Genomic DNA, 26,988 nt, shown 5'->3' with positions numbered 1-26,988 from the left:
CCGCCTCAGCGGGAGCGGAGGGACTCCACCCAGGCGCGGCCGGAGCGATACGCGGCGTCCGTGAACTCGGCCGGCACCCTCGTGGGCACGGGCTCGGCCTGCGCGTACGAGCCCAGGAACCGCAGGTCGGGGTACTCCCGGTACAGGGCCGCGAGCGCATCACCCACGCGGGCCTCCGCCAGGTGGCCCTCGAGGTCGAGGGAGAAGAAGTACCGCCCGATGCCCTCGCCGGTCGGCCGGGACTCGATGCGGGAGAGGTTCACCCCGCGCGTGGTGAACTCGGCCAGGATCTGCCCGAGGGCGCCGGGCCGGTCCTCCGGCAGCGGCACCACGAGCGTGGTCTTGTCCGCCCCCGTGGGCGCGGGCAGGGCCGTCGGCCGAGAGAGCAGCACGAAGCGCGTCACGGCGCCCGGCACGTCCTCGATCCGCTCGGCGAGCACCGGCAGCCCGGTCTGCTCGGCCACGAGCGGGGCGCACACGGCGGCGTCGAAGTCGCCCTGGGCCACGAGGCCGGCCCCGGCCGCCGTCGACGGGGCGGGCGTGAACTCCACGCCCGGCAGCGCCGTCTCGGCCCAGCCGCGCACCTGCGCCCAGGCGTGGGGGTGCGTGGTCACGCGCCGCACGTCCTCGATCGCGACGCCGGGCCGACCCACGAGCACGAAGCTGATGGCCACGTGCACCTCCGCGAGGATCTGCAGCGTCTCCCCGAGGGCGATCTCGTCCACGGTGGCGGAGACGCCGCCCTCCACCGAGTTCTCGATGGGCACGACGGCGCGGTCCACCTCCCCCCTGCGCAGCGCCGCCACGGCGCTCAGCACGGAGCCCGCAGGCACGAACTCGGCCTCGGCCGGGTCCGCCACCTTCCGCAGGGCGGCCTCGGTGAAGGTGCCGGCCGGGCCGAGGAAGGCGTAGCGCAGGCGCGACGGCGTCGCGTCAGCGGAGTCCGTCCCCGTCACTTGACGGTGGGCTCGGCGTCGCCGTCGGCCTCCATCGGCTTGCCGGCCTCGAGCCACGCGCCGGAGCCGCCGGCCACGTTGATGGCCGAGTAGCCGCGGCCGGTCATGAACTCGGCGGCGCGGGCGGAGCGGCCGCCGGTGCGGCAGATCAGGTAGTAGTCCGTGTCCGGGTCCAGCTCCTCGAGCCGGTCCGGCAGCTGGCCCAGCGGGATGTGCTGGGCGCCGGCGGCGCGGCCCAGGGCCCACTCGTCGTCCTCGCGGACGTCCAGGATGGCCGCATCGGCGGGGATCTCGTTCACATCGACGGTCTCGAAGGCGCTCATGGCTTCAGCGTAGCCACCCGCCCGGACGTCCCAGGAAGGCCCCGCCGTCCATGACCCTGCCCACGCCCGTTAGGCTCGGCCGCATGCAGACCTCCGACGCCGCACCCGCCGCCGACGACGACCGCACCCCCTCCGCCCCCGGCCCGGCCCGGCTCCTGGACCGCTCGGCCGTGCGCCTGCGGGAGGACCTCGCCGCCGGGGAGCTGAGCGCCCGGGAGGTCACGGAGGCGGCCCTCGCCGCGGCCCAGACCCACGCGGACCTCGGCGCGTTCGCCCTCCTCGACGCCGAGGGGGCCCGGGCCCGTGCCGCCGAGCTGGACGCGGCCCACCCGCGCGTCGCGCCCCGGGCCGTGCCCGGTCCGCGCACCTCCCCCGCCCCGGACGACGACGGCGCCCCCGCCTCCCTGCACGGCCTTCCGCTGGCGTACAAGGACCTGATCGACGTGCGCGGGATGCCCACGCGGTTCGGCTCCGCCCTGCTGGCCGACGCGCCGCCGGCCGCGCAGGACGACCCGCTCGCGCTCCGCCTGCGCGCGGCCGGCACCGTCACCCTCGGCAAGACGACCGTGCCCGAGTTCGGCCTGGACTCCTACTCGGAGAACCTCGTCACGGCGCCGGCCCGCAACCCCCTGGACCCCACCCGCACCGCGGGAGGCTCCTCGGGCGGGGCCGCGGCCGCCGTCGCCGCGGGGATCCTGCCGTTCGCCCCGGGCTCGGACGGGGGCGGGTCCATCCGCATCCCCGCCGCGGCGTGCGGGCTCGTGGGCCTCAAGCCCGGCCGCGGGGAGCTGCCGATGGACGAGCACGCGGACACGGTCCGCAACCTCACGGTGTCGGGCCCGCTGGCCCACACGGTCGAGGACGCCGCCCTGCTCTACGACGTGCTGCTCTCCCCCGAGGGCCTGCCCGGCCGGGTGCTGCCGGACCTGCGCCGCACCGTGGAGACCGCCCGGGCCGGGGGCGCCGTCGACGCCCGCCGGATCGGCGTCACCACGGCCTCGCCCTTCGCCTCCGACCTCGAGATCTCCCTGGCCCGGCCCGCCGTCACCGCCCTGACGAAGGCCGCCGCCGCCCTGGACGCGGGCGGCCACGCGGTCGAGGACCTCTCCCCCTACTACGGCGAGGACTATCACCGGGACTTCCGCACGGTGTGGACCGCCGGGCTGCTCCGGGCGCCGCTGCCGGAGGACGCCGAGGCCCACGTGGGCGCGGTGGCCGCGCACTTCCTGCGCACGGCCCGGGCCGCAGGGCGCGCCGAGCTCGACGACGCCGCCCACCGGCTCGAGGAGTGGGCGCGCGGGGTGCGGGCGCAGTTCGCCGCCGTCGACGTGGTGATGACCCCGGTGCTGGCCACCGCGCCCCCGCCGGTCGGCCACTTCCTGGCGATGGAGCCCGAGGCCAACTACGAGGCGCAGTGCGCGTTCACGCCCTACACCTCGATGGTCAACGTGCTCGGCCTGCCCGCGGTCGCGGTGCCCGTGCTCCGGGACGAGCGGGGCCTGAACTGGTCCGTCCAGCTCATCGGCCGGCCCGGCACGTCCGCGCCCCTGCTCGCCCTGGCCGCGCATCTCGAGCTGCTGCTGGCCGGCTGAGCCGGCCGGTCAGGTCGAGGTGTAGTCGCCCAGGGACATGCCGGCGATCACCAGGATCACGAGGAACACGACGGCGAGCAGCAGCAGGGCGAGGGACACGTAGTTCATCACGAGGCCGGCGATCGCCATGCCGCGGCCGTGGGGCTCGCGCTTGAGGCCGATGTGGCCGAGGACCACGCCCACGATCGGCGGGAGGAGGAACGTGAACCCGCCCACCACGGAGATGATGCCGAGGATCATGGACGCCACCGAGCGGCCGATGCCCTCGGTCTGGCCGGGCTGCAGCGGGGCTCCGAAGCCGTGGCCGGGCGTGCCCTGCCCGTAGCCGTAGGCGGGGACGGTGTTCGCGTCCTGGCCGTAGCCGTACGGCTGCCCGTAGGCGGGGCGGGTCTGCCCCTCCTGCTCGGCGTACGAGGGGGCCCGGTCCCAGGCGGCGCGGTCGGCGTCGCCGGCCGGGGCGTCGGGCCAGCCGGCGGCGGAGGAGCCGGTGCCGGAGGAGCCCGCACCGGCCTCGGACCCGTACCAGCTCGGCCGGGCGGCCTCACGGCGCGGGTCGTGGGAGGCGTGGGGGTCGGTCATGACGGTCCTTCCGGTTCGGGGCGTCGCGGTCCGGTGCCGAGTCTAGGCGGTGCCCCCCGGACCCGGCCCGGCCCCGCGCCCCTGCTCCCCGGCCGGCCTCACCCGGGCCGGCCCACCGCCTTGAGGTACCCGGAGAACCCGCCGGGGGTCCGCCCCTCCAGGCGGGACGAGGTGAGCACGCGGGTGGTGTCGGTGGCGATCACGCGCACCCGGCGGCCGTCACCGCCGTCGCGCTCCCCCGCCAGGGCCCGCACGGCCTCGGCCAGGCCGACGTCCTCGTGCTCGGCCACCGGCGGGAACCCGCCCACGGCCTCGTACAGCGACCACGGCAGTCCCAGGTTGGCCCCGTGCACGTGCGGGTGCCCCTCCTCGTGCCGGTAGCCGCGGAGCCAGGCCTGCCGCAGCGGCCCCTGGTGCACGTCCACCGTGCCCAGCACGAGCACCTCGTCGTGGCCGGCGGCCACGGTCTGCGCCAGCAGCCAGTCGGCGGGGACGCGGCTGTCCGCGTCGGTGGAGGCGAGCCAGAGGCGCTCGGCCGGCACGTCGGGGAACAGCGCGCGGGCCCGGCGGGCGCCCTCGAGGCGGGCCCGCCCGACGCCAGCCTGCCCGGCGGTCGGCTCCCCCAGTTCGAGGACGTGGATGCGCGGGTCGGCGGCGCGGGCCTCGAGGGCGGCGGCCACCGTGGCGTCGTCGCAGCGGTCCGCGGCGACCACGACCGCGGCCGTGCCCTGCGCGTGGTGCTCCTCCCAGCGGTCCAGGGCGGCGGCGAGGGCCGCGAGCGCGGCCGGCAGCCGCTCCTGTTCGTCCTTGGCGGGCACCACGACGACGGCGTGGGTCGCGGCGGCGGCCCGCACGTGGAGGCTGAGCCGGAAGTCGTCCTCCACGAGCTCGGTGCGCAGCCGCCAGCGCGGGTCCGCGGCGACGCGCGCGTGCACGGCGTCCCCGTCCAGCGGCCAGCCCTCGATGGGGTGGCGCCAGTGGCACAGCAGCAGCTCGCCACCGGGGGCGAGCGCGGCGTCGGCGTCGTCGATCAGCGCGTCGAGCTCCTCGGGCTGCAGGAAGTAGCCGATCTCAGAGGCGATCACGAGGTCCGCGCCGGCGACGTCGGCCGGCCAGTCCGCGGGCAGCACGGCTCGGCGCACCTCGGCGTGCGGCGCGCCGGCCAGCCGGGCGGCGGCGCGCTCGACGGCGGTGGAGGACGCCTCGAGGCCGACCACGCGGTCCGCGCGCGCGGCCACGTCCGCGGTGAGCACGCCGATGGACGCGCCCGCCTCGACCACGGTCCCGTAGCGGGGCCGGGGCAGGGCGGCGAGGGTGAGCGCCCGCTTGCGGGCCTCGTAGGACGAGCTGAGGTAGCGCCACGGGTCCTCCTGGGCCCGGTAGAGCCGGTCGAAGACGGCGGCGGCCCGGTGGGCGTCGGCGTCGTCGGGGCCGGAGACGCGGTGGGCCTCGAACGGGCGCTCGTGGTGGGCGAGCACGGCGGGGCCGAGGATCGCCTCGTCGCCGGGCGCGGCGGAGAGGGGCCGGACCTGGGAGGCGTGCGCGTCGAGGGCGGCACGGCGGGCGGCACGGTCGTCGTCGGTGAGCGGCAGCCGCCGGTAGCGGCGGGCGGGCAGGTCGGCCGGGTCGGCCCAGTGCCAGAACCAGATGGGGAAGGCGTAGAGCGGCAGGTCGCACTCGCCCGCGACCGCGCCGACGGCGCGGCCCACGGCCTCGTGGTCCGCGTGGCCGTCGCCGGGGTCGTGGGAGGCGAGCACGGCGGGGCCGGGGTGGGCGTCGAGGGCCGCGGCGACGGCGTCGCGCACGGCGTCCTCGTGCTCGGCCACGCCGGAGTCGGGCAGGGCCAGGGACGCCCACGTCAGCCGGTCCCGCGCCGGAGAGCCGGGGCCTGCGGAGGCGGGCAGGCCGGCGGCGAGGGCGTCGAGGGCGTGCTCCATCTCGTCCCGGCGCAGCCGGACCAGGTCCTCGGGCGTGTGCGTGGGCGAGTGCGGGTGGGAGGCCTCGCCGGCGGTGGCGACCAGCACGTGCACGCGTGCCCCGTCGCGCAGGGCGGAGCGGATCAGGCCGGTGGCGGCGAGGGTCTCGTCGTCCGGGTGCGCCACGGCCACGAGCAGCAGCGTCTGCGCGTCCCAGACGGGCAGGCGCAGCTCCGGCAGCTCGCCGACGCCGCCCTCGGCCCAGGCCGCCTCGGACGTGCCGTCGTCGGTGTGGGAGAAGCTCACCACGTCCAGCCGCCGTCGGTCTCGCCGGTCAGGAGCGCGGCGCCCAGCCGGGCGTCGTCGCGGTGTCCGTGGTGCTGGCGCAGGTAGACCTGCAGGTCGGCCACGGCGCGGGCGTGCGCGGCGCTGCCGGTGAGCGGGCCGGGGCCGGTGGCCTGCCCGACGACGTCCATCACCTCGGTGCACAGCTGTGCCACGGTGCCGCGGATCCGGTCGGCCTCGACCATGCCGCGGCCGTGGTCCAGGCGGCCGGCGTCCACGTCGTCGGCGGCACGGGCGAGCAGGGCGGCCATCGCGTGGAGCAGCCGGTCGACGCGGCCGAGCGCGGCCTGGCCGATCTGGTCCGGGCCCGGTCCGCGACCCTCGGCCTCGGCGGCCGCGCGGGCGGCGGTGGCGTTCCGCAGGGTGCGGGCGATGCCGACGGCGCCGCCGAACCACACCGCCGCCACGCCGATGCCGCCCCACGCGAAGCCGGGCCGGCGCAGGTACCACTCGGCGCCGCCGACGGCGCTGCCGGGGACGGCGTCGAAGGCCAGGCCCACCGTGCGGATCGGGGCGAGGCCGAGCGCGGGCCAGGCCGAGTCGGTCTCGGCCACGCCGGGGTGGGACAGGTCCACGAGCACGGCGCGGCGGGTGCCGTCCGCCTCCCGGCCGGTCACGACGGCGGCCGCGCACCGGTCCGCGAGCGAGCACCACGGCTTCTCGCCGTCGAGCAGCCAGGCGGTGTCGGGGCCGTCCGGGGCGGGGCGCAGGGCCGGGGTGCGGCCGCCGGACTCGGAGGCGTAGACGCCGAGCAGCCCGGCCGGGGCGGGGACGCCGGCCTGGGACAGGATCGAGAGCGCGTCCAGATGGGGCTCGAGCACGCGGGCGGCCGAGAGGTCCTGCGCGGCGACGGAGGCGAGCAGCTCCCACTGCTCCCGGGTGCGCCCCGCGCCGGTCAGCGGCAGGTCGAGCGGGGCGGCGTCCTCGCCGGACGGGGCGCCGGACGCCGCACGGAGCAGCTCGACCATCGCATCGACGTCGCCGTCGCAGGCCGCGGCGGCCGCGAGGAGGGCCTGCTCGGCCGGGCGGTCCACGGCTCCACCCGGGACGAGACGGACGGGCTCGGGCTGGGCCATGGGTGGGGACCTCCTCGTCGACGGCGCCCGGGCCGGTGCGCCCCGGGGTCGAGGATTCACCGTAGTCAGCACGGGCACGGCGGGGAATGGCCGGTGCGCCGGGGGCGAAGCGGCCCGCTCTTTCTTGACATGTTCCAGAGAACCGGATGGGATCGACTGGCATGGAGACCACGACGCGGGACGAGGACGAGCGCACGCTGCTGCGCGGCGTCGGCCTGCGCGTGACCCGGCCCCGCCTGGCGGTGCTGACCGCCCTCGCCGACCACCCCCACGCGGACGCGTCCACCGTGCTGGCCGCCGTGCGTCGGGCCCTGCCCGGCACCTCGCACCAGGCCGTCTACGACTGCCTCCACGCGCTCACCGAGGCCGGGCTCGTGCGCTCCCTGCAGCCCGCCGGCTCCCCGGCCCGCTACGAGATCTGCACGGGCGACAACCACCACCACCTCGTGTGCCGCGGCTGCGGCACGGTCGTGGACGTGCCGTGCCGCACCGGCTCTGCCCCGTGCCTCGACGCCCCCGAGGGCCACGGCTTCGCGGTCGACGAGGCCGAGGTCTACTACTGGGGGCTGTGCGCCGGCTGCCGGGAGTGACCGCCGGCGTCGCCCCGGTGGGCCGCGCGTCTTCCCCCGTCCGCCCGCCCGTGCCAAGGTGTGGCACATGACCGAGAACACCGCCGCCCTGCCCGCCGCCGAGCGTCCCGGCACCCCCGCCCTGCCGCAGGACCTGATCGACGTCGACGCCCTCCTGGAGGCGTACCACACCGGTCACCCGGACGTGACGGACCCGGCGCAGAAGGTCGTGTTCGGCACCTCCGGCCACCGCGGCTCCGCGTTCACGACCTCGTTCAACGACGACCACATCGCCGCCATCACGCAGGCCGTGGTCGAGTACCGCGCGCACCACGGGATCACGGGGCCGGTCCTCGTCGGCAGGGACACGCACGCCCTGTCCGGGCCCGCGCAGGACACCGCCGTCGAGGTGCTGCTCGGCAACGACGTCGAGGTGCTCGTCGACTCCCGCGGCGGCTACACGCCCACCCCCGCCGTGTCCCACGCGATCCTGCACCTGAACGCCGGGCGCGAGCTGTCGCCGTCGGGCTTCGCGGTGGACGGGGACAACGCCGGCCTCGTGGACGGCCTCGTGATCACCCCCTCGCACAACCCGCCCGCGGACGGCGGCTTCAAGTACAACCCGCCCCACGGCGGCCCCGCGGACACCGAGGCGACCACGTGGATCGCCGACCGCGCCAACGAGCTGCTCGCCGCCGGGCTGGCGGGCGTGCACCGGGTGGCGAGCGCCGATGTCGCCGGCCACGCGAAGCTGGGCGGCTTCGACTTCCTGGACCGGTACGTGTCCGATCTGCCGCAGGTGATCGACGTGGAGGCGATCCGCGAGGCGGGCGTGCGCATCGGCGCCGACCCCATGGGCGGGGCGTCCGTGGCGTACTGGGGCGAGATCGCCGACCGCCACGGGCTGGATCTGACCGTGGTGAACCCGGAGGTGGACCCGCGGTTCGGGTTCATGACCCTGGACTGGGACGGCAAGATCCGCATGGACTGCTCGTCGCCGAACGCGATGGCCTCGCTGATCGAGCGGATGACCCCGGACGCGGACGGGCACGCGCCCTTCGACGTCGCCACCGGCAACGACGCCGACGCGGACCGGCACGGGATCGTCACCCCCGACGGCGGGCTGATGAACCCGAACCACTACCTCGCCGTGGCCATCGACTACCTGTACCGCCACCGCCAGCAGTGGCCCCAGAGCGCGGGCGTGGGCAAGACCCTGGTGAGCTCGTCGATGATCGACCGCGTGGCCGGGGACCTGGGCCGCGAGCTCGTGGAGGTGCCGGTGGGCTTCAAGTGGTTCGTGCCGGGCCTGCTGACGGGCACCGGCGTGTTCGGCGGCGAGGAGTCCGCGGGCGCGTCCTTCGTGCAGTTCGACGGCAGCCCGTGGTCCACGGACAAGGACGGGCTGCTGCTGTGCCTGCTGGCCGCGGAGATCATCGCCGTGACGGGCCAGTCCCCGTCCGAGCGGTACCGCGACCTCGTCGCCCTGCACGGCGACCCGGCGTACGCGCGCATCGACGCCCCCGCGACCGCCGAGCAGAAGGCGAAGCTGAAGACCCTCTCCCCCGACGACGTCCCCGTGACCGAGCTGGCCGGTGAGACCATCCTCGCGACGCTGACCAACGCCCCGGGCAACGACGCCCCGATCGGCGGGCTCAAGGTGGTCACGCAGCACGCGTGGTTCGCGGCGCGGCCCTCCGGCACCGAGGACGTCTACAAGATCTACGCGGAGTCCTTCCGCGGCCCCGAGCACCTGAAGCAGGTGCAGGCGGAGGCGCAGAAGCTGGTGGACGCGGTCATCGGCTGACACCCGCCCCCGTCCGCTTTCGTTCGGGAAACGGCGGCGTGTCGCACCGCTTTCGTTCGGGAAACGGACGGGCGCGCGCGCCGTTTCCCGAACGAAAAGACCCTGGGGGCGCCCTCTTCCGAACGAAAGTGCGCGGGTCGCGCGGGGGACGACGACGGCGCCCCGCCCTGCCGTCGCACAGGGCGGCTCGGTAGCGTGGCCGACATGAGCACGCAGCCCCCCGGTCTGACCACCGACGCCCCCGACACCCCCGACGACGATCCGGTTCGCGAGCCGTTGCCCACCGAGGCCCTGCCGATCGCGCCGGCCGGGCCCCGACCCGAGGAGCCGCGGGCCGCCGTCGAGCGTCTGCGCGCCGCCGCCCGCTCCCGCGCCGCCCACCCGCGCGCGGTGCGGGTGCGCCAGCTCAAGGGCCTGAAGCGGATGCTGACGGAGCACGCGGACCGGTTCGTCGCGGCGCTCGGCACGGACCTGGGCAAGCCGGCCACCGAGGCGCTGATCACGGAGATCGTCTCGGTGCGCTCCGAGGTGGACCACGCGCTGCTGCACCTGACCGACTGGATGGAGCCGCGGCCCGTGAAGCTGCCGCTGGCCCTGCGGCCCGCGAGCGCGGAGGTCCGGCCGCGACCCAAGGGTCTCGTGCTGGTCATCGGCGCGTGGAACTATCCGGTGCAGCTCGCGCTCGCCCCGGTCGTGGGCGCGCTGGCGGCCGGCAACACGGTGGTGCTCAGCCCGTCGGAGAAGGCCCCGGCCACGGCGGCGGCGCTGCGGGAGCTGGTGCCGCAGTACCTGGACTCCGCACTGGTCTCCGTGGTGGCGGGCGGCAAGGAGTGCAACACCGCGCTGCTGGCGGAGCCGTGGGACCACATCCTCTACACCGGCGGGGAGCGCGTGGGCCGGATCGTCTACGAGGCGGCGGCGAAGACCCTCTCCCCCGTGACGCTCGAGCTGGGCGGCAAGTCGCCGGCGGTGGTGACGCCGTCCCGGAACACGGGCGCGATGGCCCGCCGGATCGCGTGGGCGAAGTTCACCAACGCGGGTCAGACGTGCGTGGCCCCGGACTACGTGCTGGCCGTCGGCGAGGCCGCGCTGCGTCAGGTGACCGCCGAGCTCCCCGCAGCCCTGCGCGAGTTCTACGGCGACGACCCCCGCGCGTCGAAGGACTACGGCCGCCTCATCTCCGCCGAGCACGCGGAGCGGCTGCGGGAGATGCTCCAGGCGGACCTCGACGCCGGCGCCGAGCTGCTCGTCGGCGGCGACGTGGACGTGGCGGGGCGGTACATGGCGCCGACCGTGGTGACGGGCGTCAAGCCGGACGGCGCGCTCATGCAGGAGGAGCTGTTCGGCCCGATCCTGCCCGTGCTGACCGTGGACACCTTCCAGGACGCCCTGGACTTCATCGCGGAGCGCCCGCACCCGCTGGCCGCGTACCTGTTCACGGACCGGCCGAGCTACCACCGCGCGTTCGACGACCAGGTGCAGGCCGGCGGCCTCGGCTACGACGTCGGCCTGCTGCACGCTGGCATCGCGACGCTGCCGTTCGGCGGGATCGGCGCGTCCGGGATGGGCGCGTACCACGGCATCCACGGCTTCGAGACGTTCTCCCACCTGCGCCCGTCCATCACGAAGTCGGACCAGGTGGACACGCTCAAGACCGCGTACCCGCCGTACGGGCGGATGAAGCGGGCGCTGCTGCCGAAGATGCTCTGAGGGGTGGGTGGGGGCGGGGCTGGCCGGGCCCGGCTGGGCCCGCGCTTTCGAACGTGACATGGGGCCTAACTCACGTTCGAAAGCGCCCATAGCCCCGATTTCACGCTCGAAGGTCGGCCGCGGGCCGCGAGCCGCGGGCCGGGGGCGGGCGGGGGTCAGCGCTGCGGCCAGAAGCCGCGGCGGGCGTAGACCTCGGCGAGGACGTCGGCACGGTCGGTCATGACGCCGTCGACGCCGAGGTCGAGCAGGCGCTCGATCTCCGCGGGCTCGTCCACGACCCACACGTGCACCGGCAGGCCCGCCGCGTGGCACCGCCGCACGAAGTCGGCGGTGGCCACGGGCACGCGGCCGTGCCGGACGGGCACCTGCACGCAGTCGACGTCGAGGGCGCACCGGCGCAGCCAGCGGGTCAGTCCCAGCGGGCCCAGCGTCACGAGCGCCGCGATGGCGGCCGCCCCGCCCGACGTCGCCACCCGCTCCGGCCCGTACGCCCGCTCGGGGTGGCCGAGGCGGGCGAGGGCGCGCCGGAAGAGGCGGCGCCGCGAGTCATGGAACGAGGCGACGAGCACGCGGTCCCAGGCGCCGTGCTCGGCGAGGATGCGGGCCAGGGCCGGGGCCGACGCGCGGTCCTTGAGGTCCACGTTCAGGCGGGCTTCGGGGAGCGCCGTGAGCAGTTCCGTGAAGCGCAGCAGCGGCTCCCCGCCGACCGTGACGTCCGCCAGTCGCTCCCACGTGTGGTCGCGCAGCCGGCCGCGGCCGGTGCTGACGCGGTCCAGGGTGTCGTCGTGGAAGACGAGGAGCTCGCCGTCCGCCGTGGTGCGCACGTCCAGCTCGAGGTAGGTGAACCCGGCGGCGTGGGCGTCCACGAACGCGGCCAGCGAGTTCTCCCGATCGACGGCGGCGCCCCGGTGCGCGAACCCCAGCGGGTGGCCGCGACGGGCGGGAACGGAGTCGGTGAGGTAGGCGGGGGCAGGACGGGGCGAGGTCGGACGCACGGGATCACCGTAGCGGGGACGGGCGGTGGGGTGCCCGCTGCCGCAGCCGGGAACGCGAGAGGTCGGAATGAGCGTCAGATCGGCCCTCATTCCGACCGCTCGCGTGACAGGAGGGGCCGAAGCGCCCGCCCTCAGTCCTCCGCCGGCAGCTCCAGCATGGGGCGGTGCTCGTAGAAGGTCTGCAGCACCACGGTGGTCCGGGTGGCCACCGACGCCGTCTGGCGGATCTCCGTCACGAGGGCCTCGAGCTCGCGCGGCGAGCCCACGCGCACGAAGAGTATGTACGCGGCGTCGCCGGCCACGGAGTGGCATGCCTCGATCGCCGCGATGGACTCGAGGAGCTCGGGGGCGTCGTCGGGCTGGCGCGGGTCCAGCGGGCTGATCTCGATGAACGCGGAGAGCGGCCTGCCCACGGCCTCGGGGTCGAGCAGCGCACGGTAGCCCGTGATCACGCCCGTGCTCTCGAGCCGGCGCAGGCGCGCCTGCACCGCGGAGGTCGAGAGGCCGACCCGCTCGGAGAGCTGGGCGAGCGTGGCGCGCGGGTCATGGGAGACGGCGGCCGCGAGCCGCGCGTCGACAGGGTCGTCCATGCGCCGCACGCTATCAGCCGGCCCCGGCCGCCGGGTTGACAGCCCCGTGCGCTCATGGAAACCTTCCGGCAAGTGATCCGCCTCACCGGATATTTTCCGGCGATTCGACCTCAGGAAGGTTCCATGTCCACCACTCTGCAGCCCGCCCGGACCGACGGCGTTGCCTCGGAGGCCCCGGCCGACGCGCGCACCGTCGAGACCCACCCGGCCTGGCTCCGCCTCAAGGCCGCCGCCACCGCCCTGCAGCCTCTGCAGGTCAAGGACGGCTCCATCCCGGACCCGGCGGACCACGCCGCCGCGCGCGAGCACGTGGAGACCATCGTCGCCGCCGTCGAGGAGCTCGCCCCGCTCTTCCCGCACGACGCCGCCTACCTCGCCGCCCTGCCCCGCGACTTCGCGCGCTGGGCTGACGGCGGCTTCGCCGAACCCGACTTCCTGGACTCCCTCGTCGCCTTCCAGCCGCAGGAGCACCGCGTCGACGGCGTCCGGCACCTCGTGGTCTTCCCGATGTACACGCAGAACGGCTCCCCGGACCGGCACGTAGAGGCCCTCGTCGTCGAGACCATCTGGCCCGAGTTCATCGCCGAGCTCGAGGCCGGCGACTACGGCAACCGCCTCTTCGTCTCCCTGCGCCTGATCGACTTCACCCCCGGCTACGACACGAACTCGGCGGTGCTCTTCCCCGAGACCGTGGCCATGCGCGAGATCCCCACCTTCACGTGGGGCGCCATCTTCCAGGACCGCGAGGCCGCCCGCTTCCGCCGGGTCGTCACCGCCGCCGCCGAGGTCACCCAGCTCGAGCTCCCGGCCGAGCTCGCCGAACTGCTCTCCAGCCAGGAGCTCGCCGAGGGCACCTTCGTGATGTGGGACCTCATCCACGACCGCACGCACATGCGCGGCGACCTGCCCTTCGACCCGTTCATGATCAAGCAGCGCATGCCCTTCTTCCTCTACACGCTCGAGGAGATGCGCTGCGACATGACCGCCTTCCGCGAGTGCGTGGCGATCGAGCGCCGCCTCACGGCGCGCGCCGCCGCCGGCGAGCAGCTCACCGGGCTCGAGGAGCAGACCCGCCGCCACGCCGGGCTCGTCCAGCACGCGGTCCTGTTCGACCGGGTCTTCCGCTTCGCCCTCACGGGCTCCCGCGTCCGCAACTACGACGGCCTCGGCGGCCAGCTGCTCTTCGCCTGGCTGCACCGCAAGGACGTGATCCAGTGGCGCGACGTCGAGCTCAGCGTGGACTGGGACCGGCTCGCCGACGCCGTCGTCGAGCTGGGCGACGCCATCGACACGCTCTACTGGGAGTCCATCGACCGCCCCAAGACCGTGCACTGGCTCCAGGCCTACGAGCTCGTCGCCTCCGTGGTCACCCCGCACCCCGCCTCCGTGTGGGCGCAGGGCCTGCCCCGTGAGGTCCTCGCCGGCCCGCCCAAGGGCTACACCGACCTCGTGCTCGACGACGAGTTCCCGCTGTCCATGTTCTTCGAGGCCCTCGAGAAGAAGATGCGCGGCGTCATCGAGTCCACCGCCGGGATCCGCGGCACGGACGCCTGACCCGTGGCCGCCCTGACCGACCGCGCCGTCCTGATCGCGGGCGCCACGAGCGCCTCGGGCCGGGCCGCCGCCCGCACGCTCCTCGACGCCGGCGCACACGTCGTCGCGACCGGGCGCGACGCCGCGAAGCTCGCCCCCCTCGCCGGCCTCGGCGCCGAGACCGCGACCCTGGACCTCACGGACGAGACCGCCGTCCGCGGCCTCGTCGAGGACCTGCACGCCCGCGGCACCCGGATTGACGGCCTGCTCCACCTGGTGGGAGGCTGGCGCGGCGGCGGAGGCCTCGCCGGTCAGACCGAGGCGGACTACCGCGCCCTGGAGGCCTCGTTCACGGCGCTGCGGCACGTGAGCCGGGCCCTCGACGACGACCTGCGGGCCTCGTCCGCCGGTCGCCTCGCGATCGTCTCGTCCACGGCGGTGACCCGGCCGCTCGCCGGCGGCGCGAACTACGCCGCGGTGAAGGCGGCGAGCGAGGCATGGACCCGCGCGGTGGCGCAGGGCTGGGCCAAGGCCACCCGGGACGCGGAGACCCCGCTGCGCTCGGCGGCCGTCGTGTTCCGCGTGAAGTCCCTCGCCGGGCTCGAGGAACGGCTGGCCGAGGAGTACGCGCGACTGTGGAAGGCTGAGGCGGGCGCGCTGAACGACGCCGTCCTCACGCTCCAGGAGAAGGGAACGTAACTGACATGCAGAGGATCCACGATCCGCAGGAGCGGGGCTTCGCCTCGGACAACTACTCCGGCGTCCACCCGGAGGTGCTCGCGGCGATCGCCGAGGCCAACGGGGGCCACCAGGTCGCCTACGGCGAGGACGTGTACACGGCGCGTCTCCAGGAGGTCGTGGCCCAGCACTTCGGCGAGGACGCCACCGTGTGGCCGATGTTCAACGGGACCGGGGCGAACGTCGTCGGGCTCCAGGCCATGCTGCCCCGCTGGGGCGCGGTGATCTGCGCGGACACCGCGCACATCCACGTGGACGAGGGCGGCGCGCCGGAGAAGTCCGCCGGCATCAAGCTGCTGCCCGTGGCCACCGACGACGGCAAGCTCACCCCCGAGCTGATCGCCGCCGAGGCCTGGGGCTGGGGCGATGAGCACCGTGCCCAGCCCCTGGTCGTCTACCTCACCCAGTCCACCGAGCTCGGCACGGTCTACACCCCGGACGAGGTCAAGGCCATCACGGACTACGCCCACGAGCACGGGATGCGCGTCTACATGGACGGCGCCCGCATCGCCAATGCCGCGGCCTCCCTGGGCCTGCCGCTGCGCGCCTTCACCACCGACGTCGGCGTGGACGTGCTCTCCCTCGGCGGCACCAAGAACGGGGCGCTGCTGGCCGAGGCCGTCGTCGTGCTCGACCCGGACGCCGCGGACGGCCTCGTGTACCTGCGCAAGAACCAGATGCAGCTGGCCTCGAAGATGCGCTTCGTCTCGGCGCAGCTGCTCGCGCTGTTCGACGGCGACCTGTACCTGCGCTCCGCCCGCCACGCCAACGCCATGGCCGCCCGGCTGCGCGCCGGCATCGAGGCGGGGGTCGCCGACGGCTCGCTGGCCGGCGTCGAGTTCACGCAGGCCACGGACGCCAACGCCGTGTTCGCCGTCCTGCCCGAGGGCGTGGCCGACCGGCTGCGCGCCCGCTTCCGGTTCTACGACTGGGACGCGGCGCGCCGCGAGGTGCGCTGGGTGTGCGGCTTCGACACGACCGAGGAGGACGTGGACGCGTTCACGGCGGCGCTGCGCGCCGAACTCGTCCCCGCCGCCTGACGACCGCACCCGGCCGGCGGGGACCACCCGCCGGCCCGAGCATCCGGGATACCCTTCTACCACCGTGCAGCAGGGTGGGACGCCGCGGCGTTCGACGCGCGTCCGACCGCTCCTCCACCGAAAGGCCACCGTGGACACCAGCGCACCCCGGACGTCCCCGTCGACGCCGCCCGCCTCCGCCGCCCACATCACCCCCGAGGGCGGCTCCCTGCGGCGCACCCTCAAATCCCGGCACCTGACGATGATCGCGATGGGCGGCGCCATCGGCACGGGCCTGTTCGTGGCCTCGGGCAACACCATCGCGACCGCCGGCCCCGGTGGCGCCCTTGCGGCCTACGTGGCCATCGGCTTCATGGTGTTCCTGCTGATGCAGTCGCTCGGTGAGATGTCCACGTACCTGCCGGTCTCCGGCGCGTTCGAGGAGTACTCGACGCGCTTCGTGAGCCCCTCGTTCGGCTTCGCCATCGGCTGGAACTACTGGTACAACTGGGCGATCACGGTGGCCGCCGAGCTCGTCGCGGCGGCCCTGATCATGCGGTACTGGCTCCCGGACGTGCCCTCGTGGATCTGGTCCGCGACCTTCCTCGCGCTGCTCTTCGGCCTCAACGCCCTCTCCACGCGCGCCTACGGCGAGAGCGAGTTCTGGTTCTCGCTCATCAAGGTCGCCACCGTGGTGATCTTCCTGGTGCTCGGCGTCCTGATGATCGTCGGCATCCTCGGCGGCTCCTCCCCCGGCTTCCACAACTGGACCGACGGCGAGGCCCCCTTCGTGGGCGGCGGCGCCGGCATCCTGGCGATCTTCATGGTGGCCGGCTTCTCCTTCCAGGGCACCGAGCTGGTCGGCGTGGCCGCGGGCGAGGCCGAGGACCCGGAGAAGAACGTGCCCAAGGCGATCCGCACCGTGTTCGTGCGCATCCTGCTCTTCTACGTCGGCGCGATCACCGTCGTCGGCTTCCTCATCCCCTACACCAGCCCCCACCTGCTGGGCAGCGACGTCGAGGACATCTCGATCTCCCCGTTCACGCTCGTCTTCGAGAACGCGGGCGTGCTCGCCGCCGCCTCCGTGATGAACGCCGTGATCCTCACAGCCATCCTCTCCGCGGGCAACTCGGGCCTGTACGCCTCCACCCGCATGCTCTGGGCCCTGGCCGACTCCGGCAAGGCCCCGCGCTTCCTGGCGAAGGTGAACCGGCGCGGCGTGCCCATGAACGCCCTCTACGCCACCACCGCGGTGGGCGCGGCGTGCTTCCTGACCACGTTCATCGGGGACGGCGCCGCCTACGTGTGGCTCGTCTCCGCCTCGGGCCTGGCCGGGTTCATCGTGTGGATGGGCATCGCCTGGAGCCACTACCGGTTCCGGCGGGCCTACGTCGCGCAGGGCCACGACCCGAAGGACCTGCCCTACCGCGCCTTCCTGTTCCCCCTGGGCCCGATCGTCGCGCTGGTCATGTGCGCCGTCGTGATCCTCGGCCAGAACTACCAGGCGTTCATGGGCGACGTGGACCTCGTGGCCGTGGCCAGCGCGTACATCGGCCTGCCCCTGTTCCTCGCGCTGTGGCTCGGCCACAAGCTCGTCACCGGCTCGAAGCCGGTCCGCTACGAGGACGCCGACCTCACCCGCGTCCTGGACTGAGTCCCCCACCTCGGAGGTCGCCGTGCCCGCCCCCTCCTCCCACGCTCCCGCCGCCACCCACACCGCCCGGGGCCGCCTGGTCTGGGTGGACGTCGCGCGCGGCCTGGCCCTGGTCGCGATGATGGTCGCCCACACGGCGCCCGCCGGCGGCCCGGGTGGGGTGCTCCACCTCTCCGAGCACCTCACCGCGCCCCTGTTCGCGGCGCTCGTGGGCGTGGGCGCGCGCCTCGAGGCAGAGTGGCTGGGCCGTGGCCGGGCCGTGCCCCGCGCGCTCGTCCGGGCGGCCGCCCTGTGCGGGGCGGCGTGGCTGACCGGGCACTTCGGGGCGGCCGTCGTGAACGTGCTGGCACACCTGGCCGTGCTCACGGTGATCATGGCACTGCTGGCCGCCCTCCCCCTCGCCGCGCACCTCGTGCTCGCCGTCCTGGCCGGCGGAGGCGGCCTCCTGCTCGCCGCCACACCGACGGCCGACGTCGTCGACCGGCTCGTCCCCCTCGCTCAAGCCCTCGGGCTGAGCCGCGCGACGCTGACCCCGTATGTCTCCGCGTTCCTCACGGACGGCCCGTACCGTCTCCCCCTGTTCCTCACGTGGGCGCTGCTGGGGGCGGTGCTGGTCCGCACCGTCCACGGCACGACGACGGCGGCCCCGGCCCGGAGCGCACGGCTCACGGGGCTCGCCTGGGCGGCCGGGGGGATCGCGCTGGCCGGCGTCGTGCTCGCCCTGTCCCGGACGCAGACCGGCGCCGCCCCCGTGCCCTACACGGCGACCCCCGCGGAGGCCCTGCTGGACACGGGCCTCGTGCTGACCGTGCTCGGCGCGTGCGCGGCCCTCGCGCCGCGGCGGGCCGGGCTGCTGGCCGTGCCCGGCGCGATGACGCTGTCCGTGTACGTGGCGCACCTGTGGTACCTCGGCTGGGTGCGGCGGCTCGGACCCGGGCCGTGGCGCAGCGCCACGGGCACGGACGACACGTGGTTCAACCTGGCCGTGCTGGTGGCCGGCGCGCTGCTGCTGCCGCTGCTGTGGCGGGCCGTCGTGCGTATCGGCCCGTTCCGCGCGGGGCCGCTGGAGGGCGTCGTCCGCCTGCTGACGGCCCCGTTCGACCGCGCGCGCTGACCGACGTCCACCCCAGCGGGTAGCCTCGAGAGCGTGAGCGAGCGAACCACCTACCTGCTGATCGACGGCGAGAACATCGACGCCACCCTCGGCACGTCCATCCTGCAGCGGCGCCCCCAGCCCGACGAGCGGCCACGCTGGAAGCGCCTGCTCGGCTACCTCGAGGACCGCTGGGACCAGCCGGTCAAGGGCCTGTTCTTCCTCGCCATCGACGGTGAGATCCCCATCCCGTTCGTCCAGGCGCTCACCGCCCTCGGCTTCCAGCCGATCATGCTGCGGGGCGAGGGCAAGGTCGTGGACATCGGCATCCAGCGCACCGCGGAGGCGCTGCTGGGCCGGGAGGACGACGTCGTCCTCGTCAGCCACGACGCCGACTTCGCCCCCCAGCTCACCGACCTCGCGGCCACGCCGGGCCGACGCACCGGGATCATGGGCTTCGAGGAGTTCCTCTCCCACGAGCTGCGCCGCATCCCCGGGGTCGAGTTCTTCGACCTGGAGCACGCGGTGGGCGCGTTCGACTCGTCCCTGCCGCGCCTGCGCGTGATCGACGTCGAGGCGTTCGACCCGTACGAGTTCCTCTGACCCGCCGGGGGTGGCCCGCGGCTCAGTCCGTGGGCAGCTCCAGCAGGCGTTCGACGGTGGCGGCCACCCCGTCGTCGTCGCACGCCCCGACCACGCCGTCCGCCGCGGCCAGCAGCGACGGGTGCCCCGAGGCCACGGCCAGACCGAGACCGGCCCACTGGAGCATCTCCAGGTCGTTGGGCATGTCCCCGAACGCGACGACGTCGGCCGGCGCGACCCCCCGGCTCGCGGCGAACTCGGCGAGGGTCGCGGCCTTGTGCACGCCCGGGGCGGACATCTCCACGAGCGCGATGCCGGGCGCGGAGTGCGTGGCACTCACGAGCTCGTCCAGCTCGGCGCGGGCCGCGGCGAGGAAGGCGTCCGGGGCCAGGGTGTCCGAGCGGGCCATCAGCTTCACCACGCCCAGCCGACCCGGCAGCGCGGCCTCGAGCGTGGCCGCCGCGTGGACCTCGGCCCGGAACTCGGCGCGCTCGGAGAACGCGTGCTCCCAGAAGAAGCCCTCGAGGGTCTCGGCGCCGAAGGACACGGTGCGGTCCAGGGCGCGCAGCCGGTCCGTGGCAGTCCACACGGCCTCGACGCGCATGGGGTGGGCGATCAGGACGTCGTCCGTGGCGGTGTCCACGACGACGGCGCCGTTGGAGCAGATCACCGGTCCGACGGGACCGAGCTGCGCGCTCAGCGGGCCGAGCCAGCGGAGGGGACGGCCGGTCACGAACACCACCTCGACGCCGGCGTCGCGGGCGTCCCGCAGCGCCACGATAGTGCGCGGGCTCAGACGCCCCGACCGCGTGTGCCGGTACCCGATGATGGTGCCGTCCAGGTCCGTCGCGATCATCCGCGGACGGCGCGAGGGCAGGGACAGGGCGGGCATGCGCCCAGTCTAGGCCGGGGCAGTGCGGCGGGCCGGGGTGTCCTCCGCGGGCGAGCGGGGGCACGATGGGGGGCGTGGACACCGCACAGCAGACCACCGCACAGGACACCGCCCAGGACCCCGCGTCGACGACGCCCCGCACGGTCACCGTCACCGGCGCCGCCGGCAACATCGGCTACGCGCTGCTCTTCCGCATCGCCGCCGGCGGGATGCTCGGCCCGGACACCTCGGTCCGGCTGCGCCTGCTCGAGATCCCGGCCGCCTTGGGCGCCGCGGAGGGCACCGCCATGGAGCTCGCCGACGCGGCCTTCCCGCTGCTGGCCGACGTGGAGGTCACGGACGAACCGGCCCGCGCCTTCGACGGCGTCCAGCACGCCCTGCTCGTCGGCGCGCGGCCGCGCACGAAGGGCATGGAGCGCAGCGACCTGCTCGAGGCGAACGGCGGGATCTTCGGGCCGCAGGGCCGCGCGATCAACGACCACGCGGCGCAGGACGTGCGGGTCGTCGTCGTCGGGAACCCGGCCAACACCAACGCCCTGATCGCCGCCGCGCACGCCCCGGACGTGCCGGCCGAGCGCTTCACGGCGCTGACCCGGCTGGACCACAACCGGGCCGTGGCGCAGCTGGCGGCCCGGGCCGGCGTCGCGGTGACGGACGTGGCCGGCGTGACGATCTGGGGCAACCACTCCGCGACCCAGTTCCCGGACCTCACCCACGCCCGCGTGCGGGTGGACGGGACGTGGCGGCCGGCGCTCGAGGTGGTGGACCCGGTGTGGGCGGGCGAGGAGTTCGTGCCGCGCGTGGCGAGGCGGGGCGCGGAGATCATCGAGGTGCGCGGGGCGAGCTCGGCGGCCTCGGCGGCGTCCGCGGCGATCGATCACATGTGCGACTGGACCCTCGGCACCGGTGTGGACGCGGACGGTGCGTCGCGCCGGACGTCGGCCGCGGTGGTCTCGGACGGCTCCTACGGGGTGCCGGAGGGGCTGATCAGCTCGTTCCCCGTGACCTCCGACGGCGGCACCGCGTGGCGGATCGTGCCGGGGCTGGAGCCGGACGAGTCCGTGCTGCCGGGTGAGGGCGGGCGGCTGGCCGCGACCGTCGCCGAGCTGGAGGCCGAGCGCGACGCCGTGCGGGGGCTGGGCCTGCTCTGAGGCGGCCGTGATCTTCTGCGTCTCTGACCCTTCTGGGGGCGTCCCCGCCCGCCGGAAGGGTCGGATGCGCAACAGATTCGTGCGGGGACGGGCGGGCGTGGGATCAGTCCGCCAGCTCGGCCCGCGTGGGCGGGTCCGCCCCCGGGCGGGAGGCCGTGATCGCCGACGCGCGGGAGGCGTAGATCAGCACCGACTCGACGTCGGCCGGGTCCATCGCGTGCAGGCGGCCGCGGTTCGCGGCGCCCAGCAGGGAGCGGTCGTCGAGGGCGGCGAGCAGGGCGGCGGTGAACGAGTCACCGGCGCCCACGGTGTCCGCGACGTCCACGGGCACGATCGGGCGCTCCACCACGCCGTGCGCGGTGACGGCCACGATGTCCTCGGCGCCGCGGGTCATCACCACGAACGCCGGGCCCATCTGCTGCCACGCCTGCAGCGACTCGCGCAGCGGGCGGTCCGGGTACAGCCACGCGATGTCCTCGTCCGAGGCGTGCACCACGTCCGCCAGCCGCACGGACTCCTCCGCGCGGGCGCGGGCGAACGCCCGGTCCGGCACGATCGTGGGCCGCACGTTGGGGTCGTAGCTGATGGTCGTGACCGCGGAGATCCGCTCGAGCAGGGCCATCACCTCGGCGTCGCCGGGGGCGAGCATGGTGGCGATGGAGCCGGCATGCATGTGGTGCAGCGGACCGCCGGCGGCGTCGTCGAAGTCCCGGGCGAGCGCGGCGGCGGGCGGCAGCGTCCAGTCCAGCTCGAACTCGTAGCTGGCGGCGCCCGTGGGATCCAGGCGGGCGGTGGCCACGGAGGTGGCGGCGGCATCCGGCTCGAGCAGGCAGCGCACGCCGTTCTCCCGCAGATGCGAGGCGACCATGTCCCCGTGCGCATCGCGGCCGAGGCGGCCGGCGAACAGGACGGGCCGCTCCAGTCGGCTCAGGCCCACGGCCACGTTCAGGGGGCTGCCACCGACGTGCACGCGGGGGGTCGCGGTGTCCGAGACCACGACGTCGACGAGCGCCTCTCCGATCACACCACAGTACTGAGCCACACGCCCCACGGTACCCTAATCACCGGCGCGGAACCGGGGCTGTGCGCAGGCTTCCAGGCCCCCGAGAAACGCCCGACACCCCCCATCCCCGACCCCTCGGCAGGCGGCCATGTCCCCCACCCCCACCCGGCCCTCACGCGGCCCCGGCTGGCGCCTCCACGGCGACGGCCGCACCATCACCCCGGGCACCGTCGTCGCCCCGGACGAGCGGCTGAGCTGGCCGCGGACCGTGGGCATCGGCGTGCAGCACGTGATGGCCATGTTCGGCGCCACCGTGCTCGTGCCCGCCCTGACCGGCATGCCCGCGACGACGGCGCTGCTCTTCTCCGGCCTCGGCACCCTGCTCTTCCTGGTCATCACGGGCAATCGTCTGCCCTCGTACCTGGGCAGCTCGTTCGCGTTCATCGCACCGCTGACTGCAGCCACCACGATCGGCGGCACGGGGGCCGCGCTCGGCGGCATCCTCGTGACGGGCCTGCTGCTCACGGTGATCGGCGTGATCGTGCACCGCGCCGGCACCGGCTGGATCCACGCGCTCATGCCACCGGCGGTGATGGGCACGATCGTGGCCCTGATCGGCCTCAACCTCGCCGGCGCCACGACGACGGCCATGCAGGAGGTGCCCGTCACCACGTTCGGCACGGCCCTGGCGGTGGTGCTCACGGCGGTGGCGTTCCGGGGGCTCCTGGGCCGCCTGTCCATCCTCGTGGGCATCGTGGTGGGCTACGTGCTGGCCCTCGCGCAGGGCCAGGTGGACTTCGCCGCCGTCCGGGAGGCCGCCTGGATCGGGCTGCCGCCCTTCCACGGCCCGGAGCTTCGCTGGGACCTGCTGCCCCTGTTCCTGCCCGTGGTGCTCGTGCTGGTCGCGGAGAACATCGGCCATGTCAGGACCGTCGGGCTGATGACCAAGCGCGACCTGGACCCGCTCACCGGCCGTGCCCTGATCGCGGACGGCCTGTCCACCATGCTCTCCGGCGCGGGCGGCGGCGTCGGCACCACCACGTATGCGGAGAACATCGGCGTGATGGCCAGCTCGCGGGTCTACTCGACGGCGGCGTACTGGGTAGCCGGCCTCACCGCGATCGCCCTCGCGTTCCTGCCGAAGTTCGGGGCCGCCGTCGCCACCATCCCGGCCGGGGTGGCCGGCGGCGCGGGCATCATCCTCTACGGGATGATCGGCATGATGGGCGTGCGCATCTGGGTGCAGAACCGTGTGGACTTCTCCAACACCGTGAACCTCATGGCGGCGGGTGCGGGGCTGATCATCGCGATCGCCGACCCCCAGCTCGTGGTGGGCGGGCTCGTGTTCGGTGGCATCACGCTCGGCACGGTCGCCGCCCTGGTGGTGTACCACCTCATGACGGCGATCGCCCGCGCCCGCGGCACCGAGCCGGTGCCCGAGGACGAGGAGCAGTTCGAGGCCTCGGAGGCCGGCCGGCTCGGCTGACCCCGACCCCGCCTCGCGCCCTTTCGGTCGTGAGATAGGGCCAATCCCACGACCGAAAGCGCTCAGAACCCCCCTTTCACGTTCGAAAACGCGGGGGTCGGCTGCGCGGGGCGGGGCGGGGCTGGGGGCAGTGCCCGTCAGCCGGCCGCGACCTCCTCGTCGGCGAGGGCGAGGACCTGGTCGAGCACGTCGAGGCCGAAGCGCAGGTCCTCGTCCGAGATGTTCAGCGGTGGGCACAGGTGGAACCGGTTCTCGGCCATGAACAGCAGCAGCCCCCGGTCCTTCGCCTCGGCCATCATCCGCCCCATCACGGGCGCGACCTGACCGAGCGGGGCCAGCCGCTCCCGGGTCTGCCGGTCCTTCACCAGCTCGACGGCCCAGAACGCGCCGGCGCCGCGCACATCGCCCACGCTCGGATGGGCCGCGGCGATCTCGGCCAGCCGCGGCCCGATGATCTCCTCGCCGATCCGCTTCGCGTTGGCCACCATGCACTCCTCCTCCATCGCGGTGATCGCGGCGACGGCGGCCGCGCACGCGAGGGGGTGGCCCGAGTAGGTCAGGCCGCCGGGGTAGGGCGTGGTCGCGAAGCTCTCGTAGACGTCGTCGCTCATGGCGACGCCGCCCAGCGGCACGTACCCGGAGTTGACCCCCTTGGCGAACGTGACGATGTCCGGGGTGACGCCCGTGAGCTGGTGGCCGAACCACTCGCCCACGCGGCCGAAGCCGACCATGACCTCGTCGATGATCAGCAGGATCCCGTGCTCGCGGCACAGCTCCTTGACGCCGGCCATGTAACCGGGCGGCGGCATGAAGATGCCCGCGGTGCCGGGGACGGCCTCGAGGACCACGGCGGCCACGGTGGAGGGGCCCTCGAGCTCGATCACGTCGCGCAGGTGGGCCAGCGCGCGCTCGGCCTCCTGCTCATCGTTCTCCGAGCCGAACGCGGAGCGGTACGTGTACGCGGGCTGGAAGTGCACGACGCCGTCGGAGGCCGAGTCCGAGCCCACGCGCCGCAGGGAGCCGGTCAGGTTCGCCGTCAGGCGCGTGGCGCCGTGGTACGAGAGGTATGCGGAGAGCACCTTGTGCCGGCCCGTGTGCAGGCGCGCCATCCGCACCGCGTGATCGTTGGCCTCCGCGCCCGCGTTCGTGAAGAACACGTGGTTGATGGACTCCGGCAGCCACTCGGTGATCAGCCGGGCCGCCTCGGACCGGGCGTCGTTGACGTGCTGCGGGGCCACGGTGGCCAGCGTCTCGGCCTGTTCGCGGATCGCGGCCACGATCTTCGGGTGGCGGTGGCCGACGTTCGTGAAGACGAGCTGCCCGCTGAAGTCGACCATGGGCCGACCCTCGCCGTCCCACACCCACGACCCCTCGGCGTCGAGGATGGTCATCGGATTCAGATCGCGCTGCGCGCTCCACGAGTGGAACACGTGCGCGCGGTCGAGCTCGTGGGCGCGGCGGCCCCGCTCGATGGCCTCGTCGCTGATCCGGGGGTCCCGGCGACCGACGTGCTGCTGATGCTCGGACATGCGCCCTCCTTGGTGTGATGCGGGTCATTCCGAGCATAGGCAGGCCCGCCGGGGCGCGTCCCGGCGCGTCCGGCTGATGACCTCGCCCCCGATCCGTGCCCCGACGTCCGGGCGCCCGCCCTCAGCGCGAGCTGGCGCCCCGCCGCCCGCGCGCCACCCCCACGAACGCCTGCACGAGCTCCGAGTCGGCCGCCTTGAGCCAGGCCAGGGCGACGTCCCAGACGGGGTGGCGGGCGTCGTCGTCGCCGTGGCCCGCGGGATCCGCCCCGTCGACGACGGCGGCGCCCGCCTCCGCCTCGGCCCGCGCCTGCTCGTCCGCGAGCGCGGACCGCGTGGCGGCGGCCTCGCGGTCGGCGCGGGACAGGCCCACGGTGTCGTCGAGGGTGGAGGCCAGCGGCAGCACGATCACGTCCTTGCGGCCGAACATGCGGGCCACGGACATCGGCAGCACGACGTGGCCGGCGCCGGACGCGGCGATCTCCAGGGCCATCCGCTCGCCCGCGCCGGGCAGCTCGGCGGCGTCCATCGGCTCCGGGCTGGGGGCCGGGGCGAAGCGGGCGGGATCCAGCTCCTCGTCCGGGTCGAGCTCGGCGGGCGGCACCGGGCCGTCCGCGTCCACGTCCCACGCGGCGAGCAGGTGGTCCCTGCCCACGCACACCACCGGCAGCTCGGAGTAGACGCCCACGAGGTGCACGTGCCGCGGGTCGACGTCGCCGGCGCGCAGGAACTCCTCGGCGGACACGTCGCGCCGGCGCCGCACGTAGCCCAGCTGCGGCAGGAAGTGGCGGGGCTGACCGGCGTCGTCGTGGGCGAGGTGGGCCAGCTGGGCCGCGTCGTCGTGGTTGACGAGCTGCACCGTGCGCTGACGCGTGGTGAACCGCTCCACCCACGTGGACGGCGTGGCCCCGGGGATGGTGGCCAGGAAGAGGGTCTCGGGCGGGACGGGCAGGTCGGCCGGCGGCGCGGGCGCGGGACGACGCCGGCCCTCGCCCCCGGCGCGGCCCGCGGGCTTCACGCCCTTGGCCACGCCACGCCCGCCGGAGCGGGTGGACCGGGCGGGGCCGCCCCTGCTCGCGCGGGACTTCCCGCCCCGGCCGCCACGGGAGCCGCTCAGCGGACCTTCTCCTTCAGGAAGGAGACCGCGCGGTCCCAGGCGAGGGCGGCGGCCTCGGGCCGGTAGTTGCCCTGGGGGTTCTCGTCGTTGTGGAAGGCGTGCGGGGCGTCGTAGTAGAAGTACTCGACGTCGGCCCCGGACTCCTCGCGGATCTGCTGCTCCTGCCTCCGCGCGTCCTCGACGGGGAAGGAGTCGTCCTGCTCGGCGTAGTGGCCCTGGACGGCGGCGGTGACGCCGGAGAAGTCACCGGGCACGCCCTGGCCCACGCCGTAGAAGGGCACGGCGGCGGAGACCTTGTCCCCCTGCTGGGCCGCGAGGGCGAGCACGAAGCCGCCGCCCATGCAGAAGCCGATCGCGCCCACGGTCTGCGAGGTCACCTCGTCCCGGGCCAGGAGCCAGTCGACGGCACCGGCGAGCTGGCGGGCGCCCTCCTCGGCGGGCAGATTCTGCATCATCTCGCCGGCCTCGTCGCCGTCGTGGGCGATCCAGCCTCCGTAGAGGTCGGGGGCGAGCGCGACGAAGCCGAGGTCGGCGAGGCGGTCGCACACATCCTTGATGTGGTCCACCAGGCCCCACCACTCCTGGATCACGATCACGCCGGGGCCCTTCCCGGAGGCGGGCAGCGCGAGGTAGCCGTGGCCCGTCCGGTCGCCGTCCTGGCCGGCGTCCTTGGTGGGCAGGTCGAACGTGACGTTCTGGTGCGGGGTCTTCGAAGCCATCATGGGCCCCACACTAC

Annotated in this window: 24 protein-coding genes; 12 read left to right on the top strand and 12 right to left on the bottom strand. The window is 74.8% G+C overall.

The genetic code is table 11. The features are described 5' to 3' along the window. Window positions 1-5: 5 nt before the first annotated feature. Complete coding sequence (gene pheA, locus B1A86_RS00305) at window positions 6-956, bottom strand: prephenate dehydratase (protein ID WP_078026149.1); 951 nt, start codon at window positions 954-956, stop codon at window positions 6-8. After that, a complete protein-coding gene (locus B1A86_RS00300; protein WP_010079684.1) occupies window positions 953-1,279 on the bottom strand; it encodes a rhodanese-like domain-containing protein in 327 nt (108 codons plus the stop codon). Before B1A86_RS00300 ends, pheA begins: the two co-directional genes overlap by 4 nt. A gap of 83 nt (window positions 1,280-1,362) precedes the next feature. Between B1A86_RS00300 and B1A86_RS00295 the strand changes: the two genes are divergently transcribed. After that, window positions 1,363-2,871 carry an amidase gene (locus B1A86_RS00295; protein WP_138976824.1) on the top strand — a complete coding sequence of 503 codons (1,509 nt, stop codon included), beginning with the start codon at window positions 1,363-1,365 and terminating at the stop codon, window positions 2,869-2,871. 9 nt (window positions 2,872-2,880) lie between these two features. Here the strand turns inward: B1A86_RS00295 and B1A86_RS00290 are convergent, their stop codons facing one another. From B1A86_RS00290 to B1A86_RS00280, 3 genes are all read right to left on the bottom strand, one after another. After that, entirely contained in the window at window positions 2,881-3,450 is a 570-nt protein-coding gene (locus B1A86_RS00290) for a DUF4190 domain-containing protein (RefSeq protein WP_078026150.1), read from the bottom strand. A gap of 98 nt (window positions 3,451-3,548) precedes the next feature. Further along, window positions 3,549-5,672, bottom strand: a complete 2,124-nt coding sequence (locus tag B1A86_RS00285) for a PIG-L family deacetylase (RefSeq protein WP_138976825.1) — start codon at window positions 5,670-5,672, stop codon at window positions 3,549-3,551. Next, window positions 5,669-6,787: an acyl-CoA hydrolase gene (locus tag B1A86_RS00280; protein ID WP_078026151.1), complete on the bottom strand. Its 1,119-nt coding sequence runs from the start codon at window positions 6,785-6,787 to the stop codon at window positions 5,669-5,671. The genes B1A86_RS00285 and B1A86_RS00280 overlap by 4 nt, the downstream gene beginning before the upstream one ends. A 161-nt stretch (window positions 6,788-6,948) precedes the next feature. Between B1A86_RS00280 and B1A86_RS00275 the strand changes: the two genes are divergently transcribed. The 3 genes from B1A86_RS00275 (at window position 6,949) to B1A86_RS00265 (ending at window position 10,873) form a co-directional block, all read left to right on the top strand. Next, on the top strand, window positions 6,949-7,377 hold the full coding sequence (locus B1A86_RS00275; protein WP_036380778.1) for a Fur family transcriptional regulator: 429 nt from the start codon (window positions 6,949-6,951) through the stop codon (window positions 7,375-7,377). Between the two features lie 67 nt (window positions 7,378-7,444). Continuing rightward, the gene (gene pgm / locus B1A86_RS00270) at window positions 7,445-9,163 is read left to right on the top strand and encodes a phosphoglucomutase (alpha-D-glucose-1,6-bisphosphate-dependent) (protein WP_078026152.1); all 1,719 of its coding nucleotides are present in this window, start codon (window positions 7,445-7,447) and stop codon (window positions 9,161-9,163) included. 204 nt (window positions 9,164-9,367) lie between these two features. Beyond that, complete coding sequence (locus tag B1A86_RS00265; protein WP_010079691.1) at window positions 9,368-10,873, top strand: aldehyde dehydrogenase family protein; 1,506 nt, start codon at window positions 9,368-9,370, stop codon at window positions 10,871-10,873. 155 nt (window positions 10,874-11,028) lie between these two features. Here B1A86_RS00265 and B1A86_RS00260 read toward each other — a convergent pair whose 3' ends face one another. Together B1A86_RS00260 and B1A86_RS00255 are read right to left on the bottom strand one after the other, a co-directional pair. Then, complete coding sequence (locus B1A86_RS00260) at window positions 11,029-11,868, bottom strand: glycerophosphodiester phosphodiesterase (RefSeq protein ID WP_078026153.1); 840 nt, start codon at window positions 11,866-11,868, stop codon at window positions 11,029-11,031. Window positions 11,869-11,999: 131 nt separating this feature from the next. Continuing rightward, entirely contained in the window at window positions 12,000-12,458 is a 459-nt protein-coding gene (locus B1A86_RS00255; RefSeq protein ID WP_078026154.1) for an Lrp/AsnC family transcriptional regulator, read from the bottom strand. 123 nt (window positions 12,459-12,581) lie between these two features. On the opposite strand from B1A86_RS00255, the gene B1A86_RS00250 reads away from it, so the two are divergent. From B1A86_RS00250 to B1A86_RS00225, 6 genes are all read left to right on the top strand, one after another. After that, on the top strand, window positions 12,582-14,012 hold the full coding sequence (locus B1A86_RS00250; protein ID WP_078026155.1) for a DUF6421 family protein: 1,431 nt from the start codon (window positions 12,582-12,584) through the stop codon (window positions 14,010-14,012). Between the two features lie 3 nt (window positions 14,013-14,015). Continuing rightward, the gene (locus tag B1A86_RS00245) at window positions 14,016-14,690 is read left to right on the top strand and encodes an SDR family oxidoreductase (RefSeq protein ID WP_078026156.1); all 675 of its coding nucleotides are present in this window, start codon (window positions 14,016-14,018) and stop codon (window positions 14,688-14,690) included. A gap of 5 nt (window positions 14,691-14,695) precedes the next feature. Next, on the top strand, window positions 14,696-15,769 hold the full coding sequence (locus B1A86_RS00240; RefSeq protein WP_078026157.1) for a low specificity L-threonine aldolase: 1,074 nt from the start codon (window positions 14,696-14,698) through the stop codon (window positions 15,767-15,769). A 130-nt stretch (window positions 15,770-15,899) separates the two neighbouring features. Next, the gene (locus tag B1A86_RS00235; protein WP_078026158.1) at window positions 15,900-17,402 is read left to right on the top strand and encodes an amino acid permease; all 1,503 of its coding nucleotides are present in this window, start codon (window positions 15,900-15,902) and stop codon (window positions 17,400-17,402) included. A gap of 22 nt (window positions 17,403-17,424) precedes the next feature. Further along, complete coding sequence (locus B1A86_RS00230) at window positions 17,425-18,516, top strand: hypothetical protein (protein ID WP_078026159.1); 1,092 nt, start codon at window positions 17,425-17,427, stop codon at window positions 18,514-18,516. Window positions 18,517-18,549: 33 nt separating this feature from the next. Then, on the top strand, window positions 18,550-19,098 hold the full coding sequence (locus tag B1A86_RS00225; RefSeq protein WP_002858225.1) for an NYN domain-containing protein: 549 nt from the start codon (window positions 18,550-18,552) through the stop codon (window positions 19,096-19,098). A gap of 22 nt (window positions 19,099-19,120) precedes the next feature. Here the strand turns inward: B1A86_RS00225 and B1A86_RS00220 are convergent, their stop codons facing one another. Then, entirely contained in the window at window positions 19,121-19,969 is an 849-nt protein-coding gene (locus B1A86_RS00220) for an HAD-IIB family hydrolase (protein ID WP_078026160.1), read from the bottom strand. A gap of 65 nt (window positions 19,970-20,034) precedes the next feature. Here B1A86_RS00220 and B1A86_RS00215 point away from each other — a divergent pair, with 65 nt between their 5' ends. Beyond that, entirely contained in the window at window positions 20,035-21,120 is a 1,086-nt protein-coding gene (locus B1A86_RS00215) for a malate dehydrogenase (RefSeq protein ID WP_078026161.1), read from the top strand. 103 nt (window positions 21,121-21,223) lie between these two features. Here the strand turns inward: B1A86_RS00215 and B1A86_RS00210 are convergent, their stop codons facing one another. After that, window positions 21,224-22,144 (bottom strand): carbohydrate kinase, encoded by a 921-nt coding sequence (locus B1A86_RS00210; protein WP_078026162.1) that lies wholly within the window; start codon window positions 22,142-22,144, stop codon window positions 21,224-21,226. Window positions 22,145-22,271: 127 nt separating this feature from the next. Here B1A86_RS00210 and B1A86_RS00205 point away from each other — a divergent pair, with 127 nt between their 5' ends. Next, window positions 22,272-23,609 (top strand): uracil-xanthine permease family protein, encoded by a 1,338-nt coding sequence (locus B1A86_RS00205; RefSeq protein ID WP_010079703.1) that lies wholly within the window; start codon window positions 22,272-22,274, stop codon window positions 23,607-23,609. A gap of 137 nt (window positions 23,610-23,746) precedes the next feature. Here the strand turns inward: B1A86_RS00205 and B1A86_RS00200 are convergent, their stop codons facing one another. From B1A86_RS00200 to B1A86_RS00190, 3 genes are all read right to left on the bottom strand, one after another. Further along, the gene (locus B1A86_RS00200) at window positions 23,747-25,138 is read right to left on the bottom strand and encodes an aspartate aminotransferase family protein (RefSeq protein WP_078026163.1); all 1,392 of its coding nucleotides are present in this window, start codon (window positions 25,136-25,138) and stop codon (window positions 23,747-23,749) included. A gap of 121 nt (window positions 25,139-25,259) precedes the next feature. Beyond that, window positions 25,260-26,165, bottom strand: coding sequence for a hypothetical protein (locus tag B1A86_RS00195; protein ID WP_078026164.1), 906 nt, complete (start codon window positions 26,163-26,165; stop codon window positions 25,260-25,262). An 83-nt stretch (window positions 26,166-26,248) separates the two neighbouring features. Further along, window positions 26,249-26,974, bottom strand: a complete 726-nt coding sequence (locus B1A86_RS00190; protein WP_036316518.1) for a dienelactone hydrolase family protein — start codon at window positions 26,972-26,974, stop codon at window positions 26,249-26,251. Window positions 26,975-26,988: the final 14 nt, after the last annotated feature.

Origin of the sequence: Micrococcus sp. KBS0714 (assembly GCF_002008305.4) — a bacterium.
GTDB classification, from domain to species: Bacteria; Actinomycetota; Actinomycetes; order Actinomycetales; family Micrococcaceae; genus Micrococcus; species Micrococcus luteus.
Note: the sequence above shows the minus strand (reverse complement) of the source record. Positions and strands in the feature narration are given on the sequence as shown.

Excerpts from the sequence above, each read along its gene's own strand:
- B1A86_RS00290 (WP_078026150.1), bottom strand. The coding sequence starts at position 3,450 with ATGACCGACCCCCACGCCTCCCACGACCCGCGCCGTGAGGCCGCCCGG.
- B1A86_RS00255 (WP_078026154.1), bottom strand. The coding sequence starts at position 12,458 with ATGGACGACCCTGTCGACGCGCGGCTCGCGGCCGCCGTCTCCCATGAC.
- B1A86_RS00190 (WP_036316518.1), bottom strand. The coding sequence starts at position 26,974 with ATGATGGCTTCGAAGACCCCGCACCAGAACGTCACGTTCGACCTGCCC.
- B1A86_RS00240 (WP_078026157.1), top strand. The coding sequence starts at position 14,696 with ATGCAGAGGATCCACGATCCGCAGGAGCGGGGCTTCGCCTCGGACAAC.
- B1A86_RS00205 (WP_010079703.1), top strand. The coding sequence starts at position 22,272 with ATGTCCCCCACCCCCACCCGGCCCTCACGCGGCCCCGGCTGGCGCCTC.
- B1A86_RS00300 (WP_010079684.1), bottom strand. The coding sequence starts at position 1,279 with ATGAGCGCCTTCGAGACCGTCGATGTGAACGAGATCCCCGCCGATGCG.
- B1A86_RS00215 (WP_078026161.1), top strand. The coding sequence starts at position 20,035 with ATGGGGGGCGTGGACACCGCACAGCAGACCACCGCACAGGACACCGCC.
- B1A86_RS00295 (WP_138976824.1), top strand. The coding sequence starts at position 1,363 with ATGCAGACCTCCGACGCCGCACCCGCCGCCGACGACGACCGCACCCCC.
- B1A86_RS00265 (WP_010079691.1), top strand. The coding sequence starts at position 9,368 with ATGAGCACGCAGCCCCCCGGTCTGACCACCGACGCCCCCGACACCCCC.
- B1A86_RS00250 (WP_078026155.1), top strand. The coding sequence starts at position 12,582 with ATGTCCACCACTCTGCAGCCCGCCCGGACCGACGGCGTTGCCTCGGAG.
- B1A86_RS00200 (WP_078026163.1), bottom strand. The coding sequence starts at position 25,138 with ATGTCCGAGCATCAGCAGCACGTCGGTCGCCGGGACCCCCGGATCAGC.
- B1A86_RS00280 (WP_078026151.1), bottom strand. The coding sequence starts at position 6,787 with ATGGCCCAGCCCGAGCCCGTCCGTCTCGTCCCGGGTGGAGCCGTGGAC.
- B1A86_RS00275 (WP_036380778.1), top strand. The coding sequence starts at position 6,949 with ATGGAGACCACGACGCGGGACGAGGACGAGCGCACGCTGCTGCGCGGC.
- pgm (WP_078026152.1), top strand. The coding sequence starts at position 7,445 with ATGACCGAGAACACCGCCGCCCTGCCCGCCGCCGAGCGTCCCGGCACC.
- B1A86_RS00220 (WP_078026160.1), bottom strand. The coding sequence starts at position 19,969 with ATGCCCGCCCTGTCCCTGCCCTCGCGCCGTCCGCGGATGATCGCGACG.